Raw genomic sequence first — 22,533 nt, forward strand, 5'->3', positions numbered from 1 at the left:
CCGGGTCAGCGGCCGAGCCGGTGATCGACCCTGCGAATCAGCCCCTTGGCGTCGGCTGGCGCGCGCACCTTGGCGTCATTGTCGAAATAGACATAGACGTCGCGCCTGGCCCGCTTCGGCCCGGGCTTGTCGATCACCCGCTCGGCATCCTTTGGCTCGCGCCCGGCGGCCCAGGCGGCGACGCGGTCGGCCCAGCTGTCGAGCGCCGCGTCGCCATAGCCGCTGACATACAGCTGCTCCGACCCGTGCAGGCGGCAATAGACGAAGTCGGCGCTCAGGTCCATGCGCCGCGGCCAGTCCACCGTGTCGGCACAGACCAGCGCCACCTTGTATCGGCGCAGCAGCCGGATGAAGGCGGGGTCGAGGAAGCTGTCGTGCCGGATCTCCAGGGCGTGCCGCAGCGGGCGCTTGCGGTCGGTCCTGGTCCAGGCCCGGCCGGCGAAGCGCTCGTCATGGCGGCGGGCCAGTTCGGCGGCGGCCTCGGTGTCCTTCGGCAGCAGGGCCAGGAAGGCCTCGATCCGCTCCGGGTCGAAGCGGAAGCTGGGCGGGAACTGCCACAGGACCGGCCCCAGCTTCGATCCGAGGCGCAGTACGCCCGAGGCGAGGAAATTGGCCAGCGGCGTCTCCACCTCGCGCAGCCGGCGCAGATGGGTGATGAAGCGCGGTCCCTTGACCGCGAAGACGAAGTCCTCCGGGGTCTCCGCGGCCCAGCGGGCATAGCTCTCCGGCCGCTGGCTGCCGTAGAAGGTGCCGTTGATCTCGATGGTCGGGAAGGTTTCTGCGGCGAAGGCCAGCTCGCGCTTCTGCGGCAGGCCCTTCGGATAGAACACGCCGCGCCAGGGCCGGTAGGTCCAGCCCGAGATCCCGATCCGCACCTGCTTGCCGCCCATCGCGCTCCTCCGCTGAGGGAACGCCATGGCACGCGATGCCGTGCCCCCGGAAAGCAGAGAGGGCGGCCCCTGGCGCCGCCCTCTCTTTCGCTCGCTCGGTCAGGAAGCCGGTCTTCGATCAGAAGGCGAGCACCACGCCCGTGGTCAGGGCGGTCGCCTCATAGTCCTGGCCGGTGCGGAACTCATTCAGCTCATAGGCCAGCTCGGTGAAGCTGCTGAGGCCCGGCGCGAAGTTGTAGAGGAACGAGCCGATGACGCTGTGGTTGGTCTTCAGATCCTCGCCATTGGTGAAGGACGAGTTCAGGCCGTTGTTCTTCTCCGCCGTGGTGTAGGCGTAGCCGATCGAGACGACATACGGGCCGCCATAGTAGGACAGGTCGCCGACGATCGAGTCGATCGCCTTGTCGGCGCGGAAGGTGCTGGCGAAATGCACCCAGTTCACGCTGCCGGCGAAGCCGCTGGAATGGATGACCTGGCCGCCCAGGCTGTAGGCCTCGTAATCCTCGTTGCCGCTGACGCCGTTGCCGGTGCCGGCCGATCCGCGCACCGTCACCGTCGTCCCGTCGAAGGTGTTGGCGTACTGGACGCCGGCGGTGACGATGTTCTCGTAGCGGGCGGTGCTGTCGTTGAACAGGTCGTTGCGGCCGCCATTGCCGGCATGGCCGTTGCCGCCGGCCAGCGGCGTGAAGTCGACGCCAAAGGAGAAGCCGGAGAAGCTCGGCGAGGTGTACTTGACCTTGGTGTCCTTGCCGTTCAGCCCGCCGATGCCGTAGCTCGGATCCACCGCGTAGAAGGTGTCGGAGCCGCCGAACAGGTTGAACTTGCCGTCCAGCCCGTCGCCCCAGCCGGCGCCGAGGCCCAGCTTGCCGTTCAGCGTGTCATGGGCATAGACATAGCCGAAATCGGCGATGGCATAGGGCGCGTCGCCGAGAGTGACGGTGCCGAAGCCGCCCTTCAGGTAGACATAGGTGCGGTCGACGGTGACGTTGTTGCGGCGGTCGACATTGTTGAAGCGGATGCGGGCACCGTATTCCAGGCCGGAATCGGTGACGTTCTTGACGTCGAACTGCAGCCGCGCGTTGGACACGAAGTCATAGTCGCGGTCGAAGGTGGAGTCGTCGGTGTTGCTGAGCGACAGGCCGGCCATGAAGCCGATCCAGCCGTTGATCTTCAGCGACAGGCCCGAAGTGACCGGGGCGTCCGCGGCCTGGGCAATACTCGTCCCTCCCGCGGCGGCCGCAAGGCACACCCCGAGCAACAAAAACTTCCGCATTTTACTTCCCCTCGTGTGTCGGACGCGCGGTTTCGTTGTCGAAACGCCGTCCCCCTCTGTCACGGCGAGGCTTATACAAAACGGTAAATTTTAAAATCAATCGTCGCCGCCGGTAAAACGGTGGATTGTCGACAAATTTCATAAAATAGACATGCAGGAATGCTGTCCGAAGGCGGGCCTCGGGCAGTTGGTCGGGCCGGTGGAGCGGGCGAGGGCCGCCGGGTGCGGTTGCCAATGGCCCGCATGGCCGATATCAACCAGGGGTTCGAACCGGAAAGGACACGGGGCATGCAGCGGGATTTCGGCCAGCCGGGGCGCTCGGCGCTGATCGCGGGCGAGGCGGCGATCGCCACCTCGCACCCGCTGGCCTCGGCCGCCGGGCTCGAGGTGCTGATGGATGGCGGCAACGCGGTCGATGCGGCGCTGGCCGCGGTCGCGGTGCAATGCGTGGTCGAGGCGCATATGACCGGCATCGGCGGCGACTGCTTCGTGCTCTATGCCCCGGCCGGGCAGGACGCGCTGGCGCTGAACGGCAGCGGCCGCGCGCCGCGCGCGGCCTCGGCGGAGGCGCTGGCCGCCCAGGGCCTCGCGGCAATCCCGCAGCGCAGCCCGCATGCGGTGACGGTGCCGGGCGCGATCTCGGCCTGGTGCCGGCTGCATGAGGAGCACGGATCGCTGCCGCTCGACCGGCTGTTCGCCCGCGCCATCCTCTATGCCGAGCAGGGCTATCCGGTGGCGCCGCGCGTCGCCTGGGACTGGGCCGAGGATGCCGGCTTCCTGGCCGGCGACGCCGGCTGCCGCGCCGTGTTCCTGCCCGGCGGCCGGATCCCGGCGGTCGGCGACCGGCATGCCCAGCCGAAGCTCGGCGCCCGGCTGCGCGACATCGCCGCCCATGGCGCTGCCGCCTTCTATGAAGGCCCCGTGGCGGAGTCGCTGGTCCGCCTGCTCAAGGCCCAGGGCGGGCTGCACACGCTCGACGATTTCGCCGCCGGTCGCGGGGTCGCCAACTGGGTCGACCCGATCCGGCTCGACTATCACGGCACCGAGGTGGTGGAGTGCCCGCCGAACGGCCAGGGCCTGGCGGCGTTGATGATCCTCGGCCTGCTCTCCGGCCACGACCTGGCGGCGGAGATGCCGGAGGCCGACCGCATCCACCTGCATGCCGAGGCGACCAGGATCGCCTACCACCACCGCGACGCGCTGATCGGCGACCCCGATCACATGCCGCACGACCCGCGCACCCTGCTGTCCGAGGAGGTGCTGGGCACGCTGCGCCGGCGGATCGATCCGAAGCGGGCCGGACGGCCGGCGCTGTGGACCGAGCCGGAGCACCGCGACACCATCTATCTCTGCGTCGTCGACCGCGACGGCAATGCCGTGTCCTTCATCAACTCGATCTTCGACAGCTTCGGCAGCGGCCTGCTCGACCCCGAGACCGGGGTTCTGCTGCACAGCCGCGGCCGGTCGTTCCGGGTCGAGCCGGGCCATCCGAATGCGATCGGTCCGGGCAAGCGGCCGATGCACACCATCATCCCCGGACTGCTGCGCCGCGGCGGCCGCACCGCCGGCGTCTTCGGGGTGATGGGCGGGCACTACCAGGCGGCCGGCCAGGCGCAGTTCGTGTCCTCGATCATCGACCGCGGCCTCGACCCGCAGGCGGCGCTGGACCTGCCGCGCAGCTTCGTCTTCGACGGCGAGCTGCAGCTCGAGCCGCGGATCGGCCAGGCGGTGGCGGCGGACCTCGCCGGCCGCGGCCACAGCGTCGCGGTCCGGGACGAGCCGCTGGGCGGCGGCCAGGCGATCCTGATCGACCATGAGCGCGGCGTGCTGGTCGCCGGCTCCGACCCCCGCAAGGACGGCTGCGCGCTGGGGATCTGAGACGGGCCGTTCCTCTTGCCGTCATTGCCGGGCCTGGCGGTGAAACGGATCGGGCGGCCGCCCATATTTCTAGGAACTCCTGACGCGCTCCCGGATTGGACAAGGCGAGCCCAGGAAACGGAGGACCCATCGTGCAGCTTCAGCTCAGCTCCTGGCCGGAGATCGAGGCCTATCTCGAGACCTCGCGCGGCGCCATCATGCCGATCGGGTCGACCGAGCAGCACGGCCCGAACGGGCTGATCGGCACCGACGCGCTATGCGCCGAGGGCATTGCCCGCGGCGTCGGCGACAAGACCGGGGCGGTGGTCGGCCCGACCATCGGCGTCGGCATGGCGCATCACCACATGACCTTCCCGGGCAGCATGACGCTGAAGCCGTCGACCCTGGTGCTGGTGATCCGCGACTATGTGATGGCGCTGGCCGAGCACGGCTTCGACCACTTCCTGTTCGTCAACGGCCATGGCGGCAACATCGCCACCATCCAGGCCGCCTTCTACGAGATCTATTCCGAGCGGCGGGCGCTCGGCAGCCCGTCGATCCGCTGCCGCCTGGTCAACTGGTGGGACAATGCCGGGGTGCAGCGCCTGTCGAAGGAGCTGTACGGCGTCGCGGAGGGCAGCCACGCCACGGCCAGCGAGGTGGCGGTCACCCAGCACCTGTTCCCCGACCACATCAAGTCGGCGGAGCTGGACCCGCCGATCGCGCCGTCGGGCCGGTTCTACGACGCCGCCGACTATCGCCGCCGCTTCCCGGACGGCCGCATCGGCTCCAACCCCGGCCTGGCGACGCCGGAGCATGGCGAGCAGTTCTACGACGCGGCGGTCGAGGCGATCGCCGGCACCTATGCGGAGTTCCTGGCCGAGACCTGATGCTGCTGTGACACGTCGCCAAGGGCCTGCAGCAGCGCCTCGCGCAGGGCGGCGGCGTCGTCCTCCGGCACCAGCGTGACGCCCGGTCCGGGGTCGATGCCGCAGGCGGCGGTGGCGATCACCGGGAGACCCAGCGCCACGGCGCGCAGCAGCGCCCGCGGCTGGTGCTCGACGATTGCCGGCAGCACCACCGCCGCCACCGGGTCGGGCCACGGGCCGGCGGGCAGGGACCGCGCCGCGACGTTGCGCCAGAACAGATCGTCCTGCTCGCGCGCCCGGCCGGTCACGACGAGGTCGATGTCCAGCCCCTCGACCGCGTCGCGCAGGGCATAGGCGCCCTTGCGGCCGAGCGCCGAGGCCGGGAACAGGATGGTGCGGCCGCCGACCGCGGGCCGCGGCGCCGCGGCGACGTCCGGCAGCGCCCAGTCCAGATGCACCGCCCGGTCCGCGAAGCGCGCGGCGATGCCGCCATGCGGGGTGTACAGGCGGGACGCCGCGGCCAGCGCCTCGGCCTCGGCCGCGACGATCTCCTCCGGCGCCCGGAAATCGCCCAGCGTCGGACTCTCCGGATAGCGGGCCAGAGCCCGGTCCAGCCGGGCCTGCAGCGCCGCCAGCGGCCAGCGCTCCATCAGCACGTCGAAGCTGCGGCCCTGCAGGCAGCCGAGGCGCCAGAGATGCGGCAGCAGCCCCTGGCCGACCACCAGATGGGTGTGGCGATAGGACAGGCGGCGCGCATAGGCCTCGGCCAGCCGCCGGTCGAAGCCCAGCATCGCGCGGGGCAGGGCGCCGCCCACCGCCGGCAGGCGGCGCAGCGCCCGGGCGCGGGCCAGCGCGACCAGGGTGGCGCGGCTCTCGCCGCCGGCCAGCTCCGGCCAAGCGTAGCGGGCCCGCCAGCGCATCGGCAGGAACAGCTTGTCCTCCGGCCCGGCCTGGGCGCGCAGCAGCGTCGCGAACTCCGGCCAGGCGCCGTCGACCAGCCAGGCGGTCGGCCGCCGGGTGATCACGGCACCCTTCGGCAGCTGCTGGCTGCAATCTTCATGGGCACAGCCGACGCAGTCATTGGCGGCCTCGCGCAGGGCCGGGAAGGCGACCACGACGCCGGACGCCGCGGCGGCGGCGCTGCGGAATCGGATCTCCAGCTCCGCGCCGGTCAGCCGCGCCTCGATGCGGAAGGCTGCCGGGCTGCGGAACCGCAGGTCGACATAGTTCCAGAACACGGTGGCGTCGCGCCCGGCGGCGGCGCGCGATCCCGGCACCAGCCGGCTATGGGCGTGGCGCTCGACGATCTCGAAGCCAGCGGCCAGCGCCGCCTCGTACAGGCCGTTCGACAGCTGGCACAAGCCCCCGCCGGCGCTGGCGACCAGGCAGCCCTCGCGCAGCTCGCGCCCGGCGACGAAGCCACGCCGACGCGAGGCGCGGCCGATCTGGCGCCAGAAGCTGAACACGCCGCCGGCCGGCACCTCGACGCCGTCGAGGGCACGCAGGGCGTGGCGCAGATTGTGGATCTTGCCGGCGGTCAGGTCGTGCTCGGCGGCCCCGCCTGGCCCGGACCACAGCGGCGAGCGGATCTCGGCCACCACGGCGGCATCGCGCAGCCCATCCGCACGCGGATGGCGCGGCGGCCGGCCGTTGATCTCGCGCAGGGCCCGGCGGCCGCGCAGCAGCGCCGCCTTGGCGCCGAAGACCAGCGCGCCCCACCGCGACGGGATCCTGTGCTCCGCCTGTATCGCCATGACCGTCCCGCGCCCCATACCGGCCGAACGGAGAGTGGGCGCCTGGAAGATGGCGGGACGATGTCGCGCCGGTGGCGGTGCGGTGCGCCGAGAGTGATCGGACTTGACGCTCAGCCCCGCCGGCTTGATGAAAGGCGACGTTTCCGATCGGGCCTGCAATGACCGACGCCCCCCGCCGCATCGGCTTCCTGCTGCTGCCGCAATTCTCGATGATGGCCTTCGCCTCGGCGCTGGAGCCGCTGCGCGTCGCCAACCGGCTGTCGCGGCGCGAGGTCTATCGCTGGACCATCTTCTCCGCCGACGGGGCGCCGGTGCCGGCGTCCAATCAGCTGGCGCTGCCGGCCGACGCCGTGGCCGGCAGCGCCGACGACCTGCCGATGCTGATCGTCTGCGCCGCTTTCGAGCCGCTGGCCGCGGTGACCCCGGCACTGATCCGCTGGTTCCGCCGGCTCGACCGCGCCGGGGCCGTGCTGGGCGGCATCGACACCGGCGGATTCGCGCTGGCGGCCGCCGGGCTGCTCGACGGTTACCGCGCCACCGCGCATTGGGAGGCTCTGGACGGCTTCGCCGAGCAGTTCCCGCGGGTCGAGGCGCGTGCCTGTCTGTTCGAGGCCGACCGCCGCCGCCTGACCTGCGCCGGCGGCACCGCCGCGCTCGACCTGATGCTGCAGATCATCCGCACCGATCACGGCGCCAGGCTGGCGGCCGCGGTGTCGGAGCAGTTCATCTACAACACCCTGCGCCATGCCGAGGACCGGCAGCGCCTGTCGGTGCCGCGGCAGCTCGACATCCGCGACAGCCGCCTGGCGCGGATGGTCGAGATCATGGAGCGCAACGTCGCCAGCCCGATCGCGGTCACCGCGCTGGCCCGCACCGTCGACATGTCGCCGCGCCAGGTCGAGCGGCTGTTCGCGCACCATCTCGGCAAGGGGCCGCAGGGCTTCTACCAGTCGCTGCGGCTGCAGCGGGCGCGGTCGATGGTGCAGTATTCCGACGACCCGCTGCTGGAGGTGGCGGTGGCCTGCGGCTTCGGCAGCTACGAGCATTTCTGCCGCTGCTACCGCCGCGAATTCGGCGTGCCGCCCAGCCGCGACCGTCGCGCCTCCGCAGCTTAGCGGAAAGCGTCAAGCCGCTGTCGCTCTTGGTCAAGATCCAAGCAACTTGGAGGGCGTAGCCTCGTCCCAGAGGCCGGTGCGCCGGCAATACGGGGAGGCGGTGGGCAATGGCCCTGCAGACTGACATCAACCGGCGCGTGATCGTGACCTGCGCCGTCACCGGCGCCGGCGACACGGTGGGCAAGCATCCGGCGATCCCGGTGACGCCGCAGCAGATCGCCGATGCGGCGCTGGAGGCGGCGAAGGCCGGCGCCACCGTCGCCCACATCCATGTCCGCAACCCCGAGACCGGCAAGGCCAGCCGCGACCCGGCGCTCTATCGCGAGGTGGTGGACCGCATCCGCTCCTCCGGCGTCGACATCATCATCAACCTGACCGCCGGCATGGGCGGCGACCTGGTGATCGGGCCGCAGGACGACCCGACGAAGTTCGGTCCCGACACCGACCTGGTCGGCGGCATCGACCGGCTGCCGCATGTCGAGCAGCTGCTGCCGGAGATCTGCACCCTCGACTGCGGCTCGCTGAACTTCGGCGACGGTTCGCTGGTCTACGTCTCCACCCCCGACATCCTGCGCAAGCAGGCGAAGCGGATCCAGGAGCTCGGGGTGAAGCCCGAGCTCGAGATCTTCGACACCGGCAACCTGTGGTTCGCGCGGAAGATGGTGGAGGAGGGGCTGCTCGACGCGCCGCCCCTGTTCCAGCTCTGCCTCGGCATCCCCTGGGGCACGCCGCCCGACCCGCGGATGATGCTGGCGATGCGCGACATGCTGCCGGACGGCGCGGTCTGGGCCGGCTTCGCCATCGGCCGGCTGCAGATGCCCTTCGTCGCCCAGGCGGTGCTGCTGGGCGGCCATGTCCGGGTCGGGCTCGAGGACAACCTCTATCTCGACAAGGGCGTCTATGCCTCGAACGGCACCCTGGTCGAGCGGGCGCGGACCATCATCGAGGCGATGGGATCCAAGGTGATGACTCCGGCCGAGGCGCGCAGCCATCTCGGCCTCAAGGTGAAGGGGCAGGCCCATGCCGCGTGACATCCGCACCCTCGGCATCGTCGGCGGCGGCGTCATCGGCAGCGGCTGGGCCGCCCGCGCGCTGGCCCACGGCCTCGACGTCGTCGCCTGGGACCCGTCCCCGACCGGCGAGCAGGCCCTGCGCGACGCCGTCGCCAATGCCTGGCCGGCGCTGGCCCGCATCGGCCTGGCCGAAGGCGCGAGCCCGGACCGGCTGCGCGTGGTCGGCTCGGCCGAGGCGGTCGCCGCCGAATCCGATTTCGTGCAGGAGAGCGCGCCCGAGCGGATCGAGCTGAAGCGCAAGCTGCACCACGCCATGGCCGCGGCCGCGCCGGCCGACGTCATCCTCGGCTCCTCCTCCTCGGGCCTCTTGCCCAGCGAGATCCAGGAGGGCGCGCGGCACCCGGAGCGGATCGTCATCGGCCACCCGTTCAACCCGGTCTATCTGCTGCCGCTGGTCGAGGTGGTGGGCGGCAAGCAGACGGCGCCGGAGACGATCAAGGCGGCCGCGGCCTTCTACGCCTCGCTCGGCATGAAGCCGCTGCATGTCCGCAACGAGATCGACGGCTACATCGCCGACCGCCTACTGGAGGCGCTGTGGCGCGAGGCGCTGCACCTGGTCGCCGACGGCATCGCCACGACCAAGGAGATCGACGAGGCGATCTGCTTCGGCGCCGGCATCCGCTGGGCCTTCATGGGCACCAACCTGACCTATCACCTCGCCGGCGGCGAGGGCGGCATGCGGCATATGCTGGAGCAGTTCGGCCCGGCGCTGGAGCTGCCCTGGACCAAGCTGGTGGCGCCGAAGCTGACCGACACCCTGATCGACCGCATGGTCGAAGGCACGCAGGAGCAGGCCGGCGGCTGGCCGATCAAGAAGATCGAGCGCTGGCGCGACGAGCGCATCATCCGGATCCTGCAGGCTCTGGAAGGCGCCGATCGCGACACCGGCCACCCGACCTACGATCCGCGGCCGGGCTCGGCCTGAGCCGTCCCCCGATCCCCGCGCCAGCGGGGATGGCGCGGCCGGGACGGTTGCGAGCCCCGGCCGTCGTTCGCCTGACTCCGCCCGGCCGGTGCTCTCCCCCGGCCGGGCTTTTTTACGCGGTCAGCGCGTGCCGCCAACCCGACGGGCGGCCAGGAACGACTTCAGCCGTGCGGCATAGGCCGGATTGTTCGAGACTGTGCGCGCGGTCAGCGGCCGCGTCGCCGGCGCCAGCCTTCCTTGCATCATCGCCACCTCGCCCTTCGTCACCGAGGCACCGCCCAACAGGGCCATGTAGGTCGTGGTGTGGTGCTGCTGCAGCGCCTCGTCGGCCCAGGGGCCGAGCGGGTCGCTGCCATCGGGCGTCAGCCAGCCGCCCGGCAGCGCGACGCTGTCCGGAATGTCGGCATAGGAGACGCCGCACCAGTCCAGCCAGCCGTCATAGCCGACGACCGCGCTGGTGATGACGACCGGCGGCAGGATGTCCGGGCCGACATCGAGGTAGATCAGCGGGATCTCCAGCAGCTCCGCCATCGCCTTGGGCACGACGTCCAGCGTGTTGCGGTAGCAGGCCGCCGTCGGGAAGGCGCTGCGGAAGGCGTCGGCGAAGGCCTGGTTGCCGGCGGTCGGTCCTGCATAGGTGGTCGGCACGATGGCAGGGGACAGGCCCTGCTGCCCCAGCTGCGCCTGCAGCCAGGGCGCCAGCACGGTGGTGATGCAGGCGCCCAGGCTGTGCCCGGTCACCTGCAGCGGCACCTGCCGGTTGGCGGCATTGCCGTAGAAGCCGGCCAGGAAGGCGGCCAGGGACTGCCCGCCCGAGGTCATGCCGATGACCCGGGTCAGCGCCGCGGCCGTGCCGGAGGAAATCAGCACGTCGCTTGGGGCGGCCCAGGGCGGCGCCTGTTGGCTGTCGGCGCCGAGATCCTCGACGATCTCGTTCCACAGCCCCAGGAACGACCCGTCCCAGTCCGTGCCGCGCACGACGACGGCCACGGACAGGGTCTGGCCACCGCCGGTGCGGACCGCGACATAGGCCAGGTTGGCCTGGGACGGGTCCTGCGCCGGCCCCCAGGCCAGCGACCAGCTGCCTCCGCCCGGCACCGGCCAGCCCAGCGGGAAGGCGGCGGGGATGGCGGAAGGGTTGAGATAGGAGATCTGGCACAGCTGCAACAGGCTGATGCTCGCGGGATCGGCCGCAGCGATCGGATTGGGCATGATCAATTCCTCGAATTAATAATAAAATTGGGGAATCAGGCAAATATTATTTTAGCATCTGGGCAATATTCCGAAAGCTATTTCACATGCGCCCGCAGGGTCCGGCCGCGGATGCGCTCGCGGTGCATGATGTAGAGGCTGGAGGCGATGACGATGCCGGCGCCGAGCACGACGAAGGGCTCGACTTCGTTGCCGAAGAACAGGCTGCCATAGGCCAGCGCCCAGACGATCATGGTGTACTGCATCGGCGCGATGGTGCTGGCCGGCGCCAGCGACAGCGCCCGCACCACCAGGAACTGGGCCGAGCCCATCAGCAGGCCGGCGGCGCCGACCCGCAGCAGGTCGAACCAGCTTGGCAGCTTGAACACGAACAGCGCGACCGGCAGGCTGGTGACCAGCAGCCCCAGCATCACCGCCGTGACCATCACGGCACGCTGTTCGTCCCGGCTGATCTTGCGCATGATCAGCACCACCCCGGCGCCGGTGAACACCGAGCCCAGGGCCGAGAGATGGCCCAGCGTCAGCGACTCGAAGCCCGGCCGCACCATCACCAGGATGCCCAGGAACCCGACCACCACCGCGGCCCAGCGATGGGCGCGCACCTGTTCGCCCAGGATCGGGATCGACAGGATGGTCACCACCATCGGGGTGCAGAAGGCGATGGCGTAGACATCGGCCAGCGGCAGGGCGGAGAAAGCATAGAAGCCGAAGATCGTGCCGATCCCGGCCAGGAAGCCGCGCAGCACGATCAGCCGCGGATGCGCCGCCCGCATGCGGCTGAGCCCGCCGTCGCGGCGCAGCATGATCAGGATCGGGATGCAGGCGAAGGCGACCTGCATCGGGATGATCTGGAAGATCGAATAGCTGGCCGTCAGCCCCTTCACCAGCGCGTCGCTGGACGCGAACATCAGGTTGGCGAGCAGCGAGCAGAGCACGCCGAGCAGCGGCGTCTCGACGCCGGAGGCGGCCGCAGGGGCAGGGGGCGCCGCGGGCACGTCTGCAGGGGCCATCGGGACATTCTCGTCGCCGCGCCGCCAGAATCGCATGGTCGTTCCGTCCCCTCCGGGGCAGAAGCCGCCCACCCCGTATGTCAGACATACGCCTGCCGGCGGAAAACGGGTGGCGAAAGCCGGAAGGGCTGGCATGCGCGGGGGGCGACGGTTGCGGAGCGGGCCGGGGCAGCGCGACGAGGCCATAGGCGGAACGGGAAATACGGGTTAAGAGGCATCGGCATCATTCGGGTGAGGGCGATGATCGAGTTCGGCGTCGATGCGGTGCAGGTCGTGTTCAACCCGGCGGGGGGGCATCTGCACGATGTCGTGATGCGCTGGAACGGGCGGGAGATCCGGCCGCTGCACCGGGCGCCCTGGATCGATAGCGGCGAGACGCTGCAGGAGGAGATCCCGCTCGGCCTGCGCAACCTGGCCGGCGATTTCTTCTGCGCTCCCTTCGCCGACAGCGACCTGGACGGCGCCCCCGGCCATGGCTGGACCGCCAACGGCCATTGGGACCTCGACGGCATCGACGAGAACGCCGGCGGCGTCACCGCGCGCTTCACCCTGCAGGAAAAAGTCTTCGGCGCCACCGTGCGCAAGGTGGTGACGCTGCGCCGGGGCCAGCCGATCGTCTATCAGCGCCATGTCTTCGAGGGCGGGGCCGGGGCGCTGCCGATGGCGCATCACGCCATGATCCGGGCGCCCGGCGGGGCGGCGCTCAGCTTCTCGCCCAAGGCCTTCGGCACCACCCCGCCGACGCCGGTCGAACCCGATGCCGCGCGCGGGCGCTCGGTGCTGGCCTATCCTCAACGCATCGCCGGGCTCGAAGCCGTGCGCTTGGCCGATGGCCGGACCGTCGACGCCTCGCGCTATCCCTTCGCCGACAGCCATGAGGACATCGTGCTGCTGGCCGAGGCGCCGGGCACGCCGCTCGGCTGGTCGGCGGCGCTGGCGGCCCGCGAGGGTTTCCTGTTCTTCGGCCTGAAGGACCCGCGGCGGCTGCCCTTCACCATGCTGTGGATGAGCAATGGCGGCCGCGACTACCCGCCTTTCTCCGGCCGGCACCGCCATGTGCTGGGGATCGAGGAGGGCTGCATGTACCTGCATCTCGGCCACCGCGCCTCGATGCAACCGAACCCGCTGACCGCCGAGGGCTATCCGACCGCGATCGCGCTGGACCCGGCGGGCCGGGTCGAGATCGCCTACGCCTTCGGGGCGGTGCCGGCCGAGCCGGGCTGGGACCGGGTCGAGGCAATCGCTCACGGCCCGGCTGGCCTCGACCTCCGCATCGCCGGCGGCCCGGCCGTGACGCTGCCCTTCGAGGCGGGGCGGATCGGGCTGTAGTTTTCTCGCAGGGTGGAACGGCCCCTACCGCCCGCTTGCGATTCGCGCTTGAACCGCGGCCGGTCCTCGCCTTCGATGGCCGGGCCGATGTCGTAGGGAAACTGCATCCATGTCCGCGTCCGATCGCGCCGTCCTCGAGGCCCTGTTCCAGGCTGCGCTCAGCGCCGCCTATCCGGAGACGCGGATGCAGCACCTGCTGCCCCAGCCGCCGAAGGGCCGCACCATCGTGCTCGGCGCCGGCAAGGGCGCGGCGCGGATGGCCCGGGCCTTCGAGACACTGTGGCCGCATCCCTGCGAGGGACTGGTCGTCACCCGCTACGGCCACGGCACGCCGACCGATCGGATCGAGGTGGTCGAGGCCGCCCATCCGGTGCCGGACGCCGCCGGCCGCGCAGCCGCCCAGCGCATCCTCGACCTCGCCCGCGCCGCTGGGCCTGACGACCTAGTGGTGTGCCTGGTCTCGGGCGGCGCCTCGGCCCTGCTGTCGCTGCCGGCCGAAGGGCTGACCCTTCAGGACAAGCAGGCGGTGAACAAGGCGCTGCTGCGCTCCGGTGCGCCGATCCAGGAGATGAACGCGGTGCGCAAGGCGATGTCCGCGATCAAGGGCGGGCGCCTGGCCGCGGCCGCGGCGCCGGCCCGGGTCGTCACCTATCTGATCTCCGATGTGCCGGGCGACGAGCCGGGCGTGATCGGCTCCGGCCCCACCGTCGCCGGCGGCGCCGACCCGGAGACGGCGCTGGCGATCCTGCGGCGCTACGAGATCGCGGTGCCGGAGGCCGTTGAGCGGGCGATCCGCGCCAACACCGCGCCGGCCGCGCTGCCGGAAGCCGATCTGCACATGCTGGCGACGCCGCAGATGGCGCTGGAGGCGGCGGCGGCGAAGGCGCGGGAGCTGGGCCTGGCGCCGGTGATCCTGGGCGACGCGCTGGAGGGCGAGGCGCGCGAGGTCGGCCGCGTCCTGGCCGGCATCGCCGAGCAGGCGCTGCGGCACGGCCAGCCGGCGGCGCGGCCCTGCGTGCTGCTGTCCGGCGGCGAGACCACGGTGACGGTGAAGGGGCAGGGTCGGGGCGGCCGCAATGTCGAGTTCCTGCTGGCCCTGGCGATCCAGCTGCAGGGCCGGCCCGGCATCGCCGCCATCGCCTGCGACACCGACGGCATCGACGGGTCGGAGGACAATGCCGGCGCCTGGGCCGACGCCGAGACGCTGGCGCAGGGCAAGGCGCAGGGGCTGGTGGCGACCGACTACCTGGCCAACAACGACGCCTACAACTATTTCGCGGCGCTCGACCGGCTAGTGGTGACCGGGCCGACCCTGACCAACGTCAACGACTTCCGCGCCATCCTGGTGCGGTAGCGCCGGCGGGCCGCCCGGCCGAAACGAAACTGCAATCGATTGCTGGAAACCGAGGCCGCGTGTACAAAGCACATGGCTCGGGGGGATAGTATTTATTTGTATTTTTATTTCAACGACAGAAGAAGATTCGGAAAGCCGGGCCGTCTTCTTCGTCGATTTCAGGGGGGATTCATGTCATGACGCGAGTTACGGTCGGCACCGGCAATATCGAAGCCAATGCCAGGACCCAGAGCGTGGCGGCCTCGGGGGACGGCCGCTATGTCGTGTTCGACAGCTATGCGACCAACCTGGTCGCCGGCGACACCAACGGCGTACCGGACGTCTTCCTGCGCGACACCCTGACCGGCACGACGACGCGGATCTCGGTGGACACCACCGGCGGCAACACCAACGGCCAGTCGACGTTGCCGACGATCTCGGATGATGGGCGCTACGTCATCTTCCACAGCCAGGCGAACGACATCGTCGACGGCGACACCAACGGCGTCACGGACGTCTTCGTACGGGATGTCCAGACCGGCACCACCACCCTCGTGTCGGTCCCCGCCGGGGGAGGGCTGGGCGATTCGCATTCCGGCAATGCCGATCTCTCGGCCAACGGGCGCTACATCGTGTTCAACAGCACTGCCACCAACATGGTCGCCGGGGACACCAACGGCCAGGTGGACGTCTTCATCCGCGACCTGCAGACCGGGACCACGACCCGAATCTCCGTCGGCGACGACGAAGCCCAGGGCAACTTCATGTCGACCAATGGCCGGGTCTCCGATGACGGCCAGCGCGTGGCTTTCTACAGCGAATCCAACAATCTCGTCGCCGGCGACACCAACAGCAACCCCGACATCTTCGTCCGCGACCTCGCAGCCGGAACCACCGAGCGCGTCACTGTCGCCACGGACGGCACCCAGGCGAACGACTATTCGGACCAGGCCGCGATCTCCGGCAATGGCCGCTACGTCGTGTTCCAGAGCGCTGCGACCAATCTGGTGGCGGACGACACCAACGGGGAGGTCGACGTCTTCCTGCGCGACCTGCAGACCGACACCACGGTCCGCGTCTCCACCTCCGGCGCCGGGGTCCAGGGCGATGCGGCGTCCGTCAACGCCGACATCTCGTCCGACGGCCGCTACGTCGTGTTCGTGAGCAAGGCGTCGAACCTGGTGGCGGGCGATGACGCCTCCTCATACGACGTCTTCGTCAAGGACATGCAGACCGGCGCGGTGACTCGCCTCTCCGTGGCGCCCGACGGTTCGGTGGCCAATGGCGACTCCGCCCAGCCGAGGATCTCATCCGACGGCAGCACGGTCGTGTTCCGCTCCTTCGCGACCAATCTGGACATCGGCCCGGATACGAACAGCAATATCGACGGGTTCCAGGTCTCGCTCCGCGCCACGGCCGGGGCCAACCACAGGATCGGCTCCGACGGCAACGACACGCTCGACGGTCTGGCGGGCAGCGATATCCTCACCGGGGCCGCCGGTGATGACGCGCTGGCCGGCGGCGCCGGGGCGGACCGGCTGTATGGCGGGGACGGTTCCGACACGGCGGATTACTCGGGCTCGGCCGCGGGTGTGCTGGTGAGCCTGAAGAGCGGCGCCGCCACCGGGGGCGACGCCCAGGGCGACACGCTGATCTCGATCGAGAACGTGACCGGTTCGGCCTTCGCGGACCAGCTGTATGGCGACGCCGGCGCCAATCGGCTGACCGGCGGGGCGGGCAACGATACGCTCTGGGGCGGGGCCGGTGCCGATAGCCTGGATGGCGGCGCCGGTTCGGACAACGCCGGCTACCAGTACTCCGCCAAGGCGGTGACGGTCGACCTGCTGGCCGGCACCGGCACGGGCGGCGACGCCGAGGGCGACACGCTGATCGGCATCGAGCACCTGTACGGGTCGGCCTTCGACGACCACCTGACCGGCAACAGTGTCGGCAATACCCTCCGCGGCGATTTCGGCAACGACACGCTCGTCGGCAATGGCGGCGCGGACACGCTGATCGGGGAGGCCGGCAACGACACCCTCGACGGCGGCGACGGCAACGACTCGCTCGTCGGTCTCGACGGGGCCGACACCATCCATGGCGGCAACGACAATGACGGTGTCGACGGCGGCGACGGGAACGACATCGTCTTCGGCGAGGCCGGCGTCGACAGCCTCGGCGGCAACACCGGCGACGACCAGCTCGACGGCGGCGACGGCAACGATTTTCTCGACGGCGGCGCCGGGGCCGACATGCTGGCCGGCGGGGCCGGCGACGATACGGCGAGCTATACCGGCTCAGCTGCCGGGGTGACGGTGAACCTCGCCACGGGCCTGGCCGCGGGCGGCGACGCCCAGGGCGACACCTTCAGCAGCGTCGAGCTGCTGTCCGGCTCGGCCTTTGCCGACAAGCTGACCGGGGACGCCGGCGCCAACAGCCTGTCGGGACAGGATGGCGACGACATCCTCGTCGGCGGCGCCGGCGCCGACACGCTGAAAGGCGGCAACGGCATCGACACGGCGAGCTATGCGGGCTCCGCCGCCGGGGTGACGATCAACCTGGCCACCGGCGCGGTCTCGGGCGGCGACGCCGCGGGCGATACGTTCAACAGCATCGAGCAGGTGCTGGGCTCGAACCAGGGCGACCAGCTGACCGGCGATGCCGGGGCCAACGCCCTGTGGGGCGGCAATGGCGACGATGTGATCACCGGCGGCGCCGGCGCCGATACCCTGAAGGGCGGCGCCGGCAATGACAGCTTCGTCTATGCCAGCACGGCCGACAGCACCGTGGCGGCGGCCGGCCGGGACACGATCAACGATTTCACCACCGGCGACAGGATCGACCTGTCGGCGATCGACGCCAATGGCGCCGGGTCGGGCGACACCGCCTTCAGCTTCGGCACCGGCGGCTTCACCGGCGCGGCCGGAGAGCTGCGGGTGGTGGATTTCGGCACCGGCTACCAGGGCGTCTATCTCGACACCGATGGCGACAAGAACCCTGACTCGATCATCGTCGTCCTGTCTGACCATGCCCTGATCGAGGCGGATTTCGTGCTCTGATCCCGCCCGGCCGGAAGGGGTAAAATCCGCGGGAGGCGCAGCCCGGCTGCGCCTCTTCGCCGGCCGCCATCACCGGATATGTCGGCTTTGAGACAAGTGCCGCACGATTGCCGAACTGGGCCGGGGCGTGTAGAACCCTGGGATCCAGCGTGTGAACCCACGTCCATTATTCGTATAACTGCCGTTCGTATAACTCTGTTTTCCTTCTGAATTTCCCGGTGGCGTTTTTCCCGGCAAGGGCCGTCATCGCCAGCAGAATCGATGGGGAGGCTTTTCATATGACCGTCAATGCCAGCTCGCTCACCCGGATCTCTGTCGACACCGGCGGCACCAGCGCCAACAACGTCGCCACCGGCGGCGTGATGTCGGCCGATGGCCGCTACGTCGTGTTCCAGAGCACCGCGACCAACCTGGTCGGCGGCGACGTCAACGGCTTCTTCGACGTCTTCCTGCGCGACACGGTGACCGGCACCACCACGCTGCTCTCGACCGCGACCGGCGGCACGCAGGGCAACAACGTCTCCAGTGTGGCCGCGATCACCGATGACGGCCGCTACGTGTTCTTCAACAGCACCGCGACCAACCTGGTCGGCGGCGACACCAACGCCGTTCTCGACGTGTTCATGCGCGACACGCAGACGGGCGTCACCACCCGGGTCTCGACCGCGTCGGACGGCAGCCAGGCCAACGGCGCCAGCCAGAATGTCGACGTCACCGGCAACGGCGCCTTCATCGGCTTCCAGAGCACTGCGACCAACCTGGTCGGCGCCGACAGCAACGGCTTCAGCGACGTCTTCGTCAAGAACCTGTCGACCGGTGCCGTCACCCGCGTCTCGGTCGCGGATGACGAGTCGCAGGCGAACGGCAACTCCCTGGTGGCCCGCCTGTCCGACGACGGCAACCGGGTGTCCTTCGTCAGCACCGCCAGCAACCTGACGGCGAATGACAGCAACGGCGCCGTCACCGACATCTTCGTCCGCGACATCGCTGCCGGCACCACTGTTCTCGCCTCGGTCGCCATCGGCGGCGGGTCGGGTGACGCCGGCTCCTCCGGCGCCTCGATCTCGGGCAACGGCCGCTACGTCGTGTTCCAGAGCGACGCGACCAACCTGGTCGCCGGCGACAGCAACGGCGCCACCGACATCTTCGTCCGCGACCTGCAGACCAACACGACCACCCGCGTCTCCACCGCCACCGACGGCAGCCAGAGCAACGATCTCTCGGGCCAGGCGGTGATCTCGGCCGACGGGCGCTACGTCGTCTTCTTCAGCCTCGCCAGCAACCTGGTGCAGGGCGACACCAACGGCCTCCGTGACATCTTCCTGAAGGACATGGTGACCGGGAATGTGACGCGCCTGTCCGTCGCCGCCGACGGGTCGGAGCTGAACGACCTGTCGAACACGCCCTCGATCTCGGCCGACGGCCACTACGTCACCTTCCAGACGCAGGCGACCGACACCGGCGTGGGCGCCGAAGGCAACGGCACCGGCTTCGACGTGTTCCGGGTCTCGCTGGTGGCCGGGGCCGGGGCGGACCGGATGATCGGCTCGGACGGCAACGACACCATCGACGGGCTGGCCGGCGACGACATCCTCCTCGGCGGCTTCGGCAACGACGTGCTCACCGGGGGCGCCGGGGCGGACCAGATCTCCGGCGCCGCCGGCACCGACACGGCGGACTATTCGGGCTCCGCGGCCGGGGTCACGGTCGATCTGGTGCTCGGCACCGGTGTCGGCGGCGACGCCCAGGGCGACACGCTCAGCGGCATCGAGAACCTCACCGGCTCTGCCCAGGCCGACCATCTCTACGGCGACGCCGGTGCCAACACGCTGACCGGCGGCGACGGCGACGACACGCTCCGCGGCGGCGCCGGGGCCGATGTCATCGCCGGCGGCAACGGCTCGGACTACGCCAACTATCAGGGCTCGACGGCGGGGGTGTCGGTCAACCTGCTGACCGGCGCCGTCTCCGGCGGCGACGCCGCGGGCGACACGCTGACCAGCATCGAGAACCTGTACGGGTCGAGCTTCGACGACCAGCTCACCGGCAACAACGCCCGCAACATCATCGGCGGCGAGCTCGGCAATGACACGCTCGTCGGCAATGGCGGCGACGACGCGCTCTCCGGCGAAGCCGGCAACGACAATCTCAGCGGCGGCGACGGCAACGACCGCCTCGTCGGCGGCGCCGGGATCGACACCATCCATGGCGGCAACAACGATGATTCGGTCGACGCTGGCAGCGAGAACGACCAGGTCTTCGGCGAGGCCGGGAACGACGTGCTCTATGGCGGCACCGGCAACGACCAGCTCGACGGCGGCGACGGCAACGACCAGCTCGAGGGCGCGGCCGGGGCCGACACGCTGATCGGCGGGAACGGCGTCGACACGGCCAGCTATGCCGGCTCGGCCGCCGGGGTAACGGTCAACCTGGGCACCGGCGCGGCCTCCGGCGGCGACGCCGCGGGCGACACGTTCAGCAGCATCGAGCAGGTGCTGGGCTCGGCGCAGGCCGACACGCTGACCGGTGACGGCAACGCCAACACGCTGTGGGGCATGGGCGGCGACGACGTGCTCACCGGGGGCGGCGGCGGCGACCTGCTGAAGGGTGGCGCCGGCAACGACAGCTTCGTCTACACCGCCTTGTCCGACAGCACGGTCTCGGGTGCCGGCAAGGACACCATCGCCGACTTCACCACCGGCGATAAGATCGACCTGTCGCTGATCGACGCCGACGGCAATTCGGGCAATGGCGATACCGCCTTCACCTTCGGCACCGGCGCCTTCACCGGCACGGCCGGGGAGCTGCGGGTGGTGACGGCCGGGGCGATCCAGGTGGTCTATGTCGATGCGACCGGCGACAAGCAGCCAGACTTCGCCATCAACGTGATCTCCGACCACGCCCTCACCGCGTCGGATTTCTTGCTCTGAGCCCCTCGGGAGGCGCCACCGGCTGAGCGGCGCCTTCCTCTCCATCATGGCCTGAGAGTGCCGCGGTCAGCCCCCCGGCGCATCCCCCAGGAACTCCGCGATCGCCGTGCCGAGCTCCGGCTTCGCCACCGCGCTCATATGGTTGCCGGGAATGGTGACGGAGCGGCCCAGCGGCAGGGCGGCGGCGAGATCCGTGGCCGAGCCGTTGTCGTCATCCTCGGCGCCCGCCAGCACCAGGGTCGGCATTGCGATCTTCGCCAGCGCGTCGCGCGGCGTGTCGACCGAGGTGCCCAGTACCTGCAGCAGCGCCTCCGGATCGCCGCCGACGGTCTTCAGGAAGGCTTCGGCCAGCCATTCCGGCGTGCCGCGCTGGAAGCTGCCGAGATTGCTGAGGATATGGCGGAAATAGGCGTTGCGCCCACCGGCGCTGACGATGCCGTCGAGGCCCATCCCGGCCACGATCGCCCGCCCCGGCGCGGCGCCGCGCACCAGCATCCGCACCACTGTCCGCCCGCCCAGCGAATAGCCGCCGAGATCGTAGTCGGTCAAGCCGAGCTGCTCGACCAGCGCCAGACCGTCATCGGCCAGGATGTCGGGCGGATAGGCGGCGGGATCGTGCGGCCTGGCGCTGTCGCCATGGCCGCGCAGGTCCGGCATGATCACGCGATAGCCCCGCGCCGCGATCGCCGCGGCATGGCCGTAGCGTAGCCAGTTGACCGTGGCGGTCGAGAAGAAGCCGTGGATCAGCACCAGCGGCCGGCCCTCGCCGAACTCGCGATAGGCGAGTTGGACGCCGTCGCGGCCGTGGAACGGACGGGCTGGAAGATCGGTCATGATGTCAGCGCTCGCGCTTGTACGAGAAGGCATCGGTCAGCCGCGTCATCCCCGCGCGCTCGTAAAAGCCGACCGCATCCGGCACCGAGGCAAGGTACAGGCTCACCTGCGGCCCGAGCTGCCGGCGCGCCTCGTCCAGCAGTCCCTTGCCGACGCCGAGCCCCTGGGCCGAGGGCGAGACGGCAAGGTCGGACAGGTAGCAGCACCAGACGGAGTCGGTGACGCCGCGCCCGACCCCGACCAGCGGCCGTCCGGGCCGGTCCAGCCGGGCGGTCACGATCAGGGTGGCGCCGTCGATCATCGCCTGCAGCCGCGGTTCGTCGTCGACCGGGCGGATGCGGCCGAGACCGGACTCGACCAGCACGCGCCGGAACTCGGCGACGTCGAGGTCCTGCTCGCGACCGTAGAGGATGCGTTCGCTCATGGCCGGGAGACTGCACCATCCCGGGCGGATTCGAAACGGATTCCGAGGCTTGCGAAAGCCCGAGCGGTCAGGACCGACGGACTGGTCCGATCCCGTGCCCAAGTCGGCCTGACCAGCGGGCGATGCCGCGCTGCACCCCCGCGGCAACCAGTCCGGTCGCCGCCAGCATCGCCGCGGTGTGCAGGGCGACGGCGGCCAAAGCGAGGGCGAGCGAACCGGAGGCGGTCAGGGCCGGGCCGCCGGACAGGCAGATCGGCACCAGGGCCGGCACCAGCATCAGCCCGGCGCCATGCGCCGTCGCCATCAGGAACGACCATAAGGTCAGCCCGGCGAAGCCCATGGCGAGGCCGGGCGGCGGCCGGTGCCGGCGCACGGCATGGGCCGCGCTGCAGAGAAGCAGGACCACACCGGCACCGGCGAGCGGCCAGGCGGGGTCGATCACCAGCCCGGCGGTCGCTGCCGCGGCCACCAGCGCGACCGACAGCAGATGGCCGGCCGCGATCGGGGCCAGCGAGCGCAGCGCCACCCGCCGGCTGCGGTGGCGCAGGCCGAGGGCTGTGGCGAAGGCCCAGCCGGTCGCCGGGTTCAGCCCGTGCCAGGCTCCCAGCCCGGCGACCGCCAGCCAGGGCCACAGCGCCTCCACGGC

17 protein-coding genes are annotated in these 22,533 nt (G+C 70.5%); 9 read left to right on the forward strand and 8 right to left on the reverse strand.

What is annotated here, in order from left to right:
* Window positions 1-5: 5 nt before the first annotated feature.
* The gene (locus FFK22_RS16455) at window positions 6-890 is read right to left on the reverse strand and encodes a DUF72 domain-containing protein (RefSeq protein ID WP_138891449.1); all 885 of its coding nucleotides are present in this window, start codon (window positions 888-890) and stop codon (window positions 6-8) included.
* Between the two features lie 118 nt (window positions 891-1,008).
* Window positions 1,009-2,163, reverse strand: a complete 1,155-nt coding sequence (locus FFK22_RS16460; protein WP_138891450.1) for a porin — start codon at window positions 2,161-2,163, stop codon at window positions 1,009-1,011.
* Between the two features lie 288 nt (window positions 2,164-2,451).
* Between FFK22_RS16460 and FFK22_RS16465 the strand changes: the two genes are divergently transcribed.
* Window positions 2,452-4,041: a gamma-glutamyltransferase family protein gene (locus tag FFK22_RS16465; protein ID WP_138891451.1), complete on the forward strand. Its 1,590-nt coding sequence runs from the start codon at window positions 2,452-2,454 to the stop codon at window positions 4,039-4,041.
* Window positions 4,042-4,172: 131 nt separating this feature from the next.
* Window positions 4,173-4,910, forward strand: coding sequence for a creatininase family protein (locus tag FFK22_RS16470; protein WP_138891452.1), 738 nt, complete (start codon window positions 4,173-4,175; stop codon window positions 4,908-4,910).
* On the opposite strand, the gene FFK22_RS16475 is transcribed toward FFK22_RS16470, so the two are convergent.
* Window positions 4,883-6,643, reverse strand: coding sequence for a VanW family protein (locus FFK22_RS16475; RefSeq protein WP_138891453.1), 1,761 nt, complete (start codon window positions 6,641-6,643; stop codon window positions 4,883-4,885). The genes FFK22_RS16470 and FFK22_RS16475 overlap by 28 nt on opposite strands.
* Window positions 6,644-6,801: 158 nt before the next feature.
* Here FFK22_RS16475 and FFK22_RS16480 point away from each other — a divergent pair, with 158 nt between their 5' ends.
* The 3 genes from FFK22_RS16480 to FFK22_RS16490 all read left to right on the forward strand — a co-directional run bounded on the left by FFK22_RS16480 (window position 6,802) and on the right by FFK22_RS16490 (window position 9,756).
* Entirely contained in the window at window positions 6,802-7,758 is a 957-nt protein-coding gene (locus FFK22_RS16480) for a GlxA family transcriptional regulator (protein ID WP_138891454.1), read from the forward strand.
* A 107-nt stretch (window positions 7,759-7,865) separates the two neighbouring features.
* Window positions 7,866-8,789 (forward strand): 3-keto-5-aminohexanoate cleavage protein, encoded by a 924-nt coding sequence (locus tag FFK22_RS16485; protein ID WP_221938642.1) that lies wholly within the window; start codon window positions 7,866-7,868, stop codon window positions 8,787-8,789.
* Entirely contained in the window at window positions 8,779-9,756 is a 978-nt protein-coding gene (locus FFK22_RS16490; RefSeq protein WP_138891455.1) for an L-carnitine dehydrogenase, read from the forward strand. Before FFK22_RS16485 ends, FFK22_RS16490 begins: the two co-directional genes overlap by 11 nt.
* Window positions 9,757-9,876: 120 nt before the next feature.
* Here FFK22_RS16490 and FFK22_RS16495 read toward each other — a convergent pair whose 3' ends face one another.
* Together FFK22_RS16495 and FFK22_RS16500 are read right to left on the reverse strand one after the other, a co-directional pair.
* Window positions 9,877-10,968 (reverse strand): hypothetical protein, encoded by a 1,092-nt coding sequence (locus FFK22_RS16495; protein ID WP_138891456.1) that lies wholly within the window; start codon window positions 10,966-10,968, stop codon window positions 9,877-9,879.
* Window positions 10,969-11,045: 77 nt separating this feature from the next.
* On the reverse strand, window positions 11,046-11,978 hold the full coding sequence (locus tag FFK22_RS16500) for a DMT family transporter (protein ID WP_186002497.1): 933 nt from the start codon (window positions 11,976-11,978) through the stop codon (window positions 11,046-11,048).
* Window positions 11,979-12,218: 240 nt separating this feature from the next.
* Between FFK22_RS16500 and FFK22_RS16505 the strand changes: the two genes are divergently transcribed.
* From FFK22_RS16505 to FFK22_RS16520, 4 genes are all read left to right on the forward strand, one after another.
* On the forward strand, window positions 12,219-13,307 hold the full coding sequence (locus FFK22_RS16505; RefSeq protein WP_138891458.1) for a hypothetical protein: 1,089 nt from the start codon (window positions 12,219-12,221) through the stop codon (window positions 13,305-13,307).
* Between the two features lie 109 nt (window positions 13,308-13,416).
* Entirely contained in the window at window positions 13,417-14,661 is a 1,245-nt protein-coding gene (locus FFK22_RS16510; protein ID WP_138891459.1) for a glycerate kinase, read from the forward strand.
* 176 nt (window positions 14,662-14,837) lie between these two features.
* Window positions 14,838-17,699 (forward strand): PD40 domain-containing protein, encoded by a 2,862-nt coding sequence (locus FFK22_RS16515; protein WP_138891460.1) that lies wholly within the window; start codon window positions 14,838-14,840, stop codon window positions 17,697-17,699.
* Window positions 17,700-17,977: 278 nt separating this feature from the next.
* Complete coding sequence (locus FFK22_RS16520) at window positions 17,978-20,629, forward strand: S-layer family protein (RefSeq protein ID WP_138891461.1); 2,652 nt, start codon at window positions 17,978-17,980, stop codon at window positions 20,627-20,629.
* A gap of 66 nt (window positions 20,630-20,695) precedes the next feature.
* Here the strand turns inward: FFK22_RS16520 and FFK22_RS16525 are convergent, their stop codons facing one another.
* The 3 genes from FFK22_RS16525 to FFK22_RS16535 all read right to left on the reverse strand — a co-directional run bounded on the left by FFK22_RS16525 (window position 20,696) and on the right by FFK22_RS16535 (window position 22,530).
* Window positions 20,696-21,463: an alpha/beta fold hydrolase gene (locus FFK22_RS16525; protein ID WP_138891462.1), complete on the reverse strand. Its 768-nt coding sequence runs from the start codon at window positions 21,461-21,463 to the stop codon at window positions 20,696-20,698.
* A gap of 4 nt (window positions 21,464-21,467) precedes the next feature.
* Window positions 21,468-21,887, reverse strand: coding sequence for a GNAT family N-acetyltransferase (locus FFK22_RS16530; RefSeq protein ID WP_138891463.1), 420 nt, complete (start codon window positions 21,885-21,887; stop codon window positions 21,468-21,470).
* A gap of 67 nt (window positions 21,888-21,954) precedes the next feature.
* The gene (locus FFK22_RS16535; protein ID WP_138891464.1) at window positions 21,955-22,530 is read right to left on the reverse strand and encodes a hypothetical protein; all 576 of its coding nucleotides are present in this window, start codon (window positions 22,528-22,530) and stop codon (window positions 21,955-21,957) included.
* Window positions 22,531-22,533: the final 3 nt, after the last annotated feature.

This window comes from Mycobacterium sp. KBS0706 (assembly GCF_005938675.2).
Lineage (GTDB): Bacteria > Pseudomonadota > Alphaproteobacteria > DSM-16000 > Inquilinaceae > Inquilinus.

Coding starts and splice junctions, on each gene's coding strand:
- FFK22_RS16520 (WP_138891461.1), top strand. CDS start 17,978: ATGACCGTCAATGCCAGCTCGCTCACCCGGATCTCTGTCGACACCGGC.
- FFK22_RS16530 (WP_138891463.1), bottom strand. CDS start 21,887: ATGAGCGAACGCATCCTCTACGGTCGCGAGCAGGACCTCGACGTCGCC.
- FFK22_RS16510 (WP_138891459.1), top strand. CDS start 13,417: ATGTCCGCGTCCGATCGCGCCGTCCTCGAGGCCCTGTTCCAGGCTGCG.
- FFK22_RS16485 (WP_221938642.1), top strand. CDS start 7,866: ATGGCCCTGCAGACTGACATCAACCGGCGCGTGATCGTGACCTGCGCC.
- FFK22_RS16500 (WP_186002497.1), bottom strand. CDS start 11,978: ATGGCCCCTGCAGACGTGCCCGCGGCGCCCCCTGCCCCTGCGGCCGCC.
- FFK22_RS16455 (WP_138891449.1), bottom strand. CDS start 890: ATGGGCGGCAAGCAGGTGCGGATCGGGATCTCGGGCTGGACCTACCGG.
- FFK22_RS16460 (WP_138891450.1), bottom strand. CDS start 2,163: ATGCGGAAGTTTTTGTTGCTCGGGGTGTGCCTTGCGGCCGCCGCGGGA.
- FFK22_RS16495 (WP_138891456.1), bottom strand. CDS start 10,968: ATGCCCAATCCGATCGCTGCGGCCGATCCCGCGAGCATCAGCCTGTTG.
- FFK22_RS16505 (WP_138891458.1), top strand. CDS start 12,219: ATGATCGAGTTCGGCGTCGATGCGGTGCAGGTCGTGTTCAACCCGGCG.
- FFK22_RS16525 (WP_138891462.1), bottom strand. CDS start 21,463: ATGACCGATCTTCCAGCCCGTCCGTTCCACGGCCGCGACGGCGTCCAA.
- FFK22_RS16490 (WP_138891455.1), top strand. CDS start 8,779: ATGCCGCGTGACATCCGCACCCTCGGCATCGTCGGCGGCGGCGTCATC.
- FFK22_RS16480 (WP_138891454.1), top strand. CDS start 6,802: ATGACCGACGCCCCCCGCCGCATCGGCTTCCTGCTGCTGCCGCAATTC.
- FFK22_RS16475 (WP_138891453.1), bottom strand. CDS start 6,643: ATGGCGATACAGGCGGAGCACAGGATCCCGTCGCGGTGGGGCGCGCTG.
- FFK22_RS16465 (WP_138891451.1), top strand. CDS start 2,452: ATGCAGCGGGATTTCGGCCAGCCGGGGCGCTCGGCGCTGATCGCGGGC.
- FFK22_RS16515 (WP_138891460.1), top strand. CDS start 14,838: ATGACGCGAGTTACGGTCGGCACCGGCAATATCGAAGCCAATGCCAGG.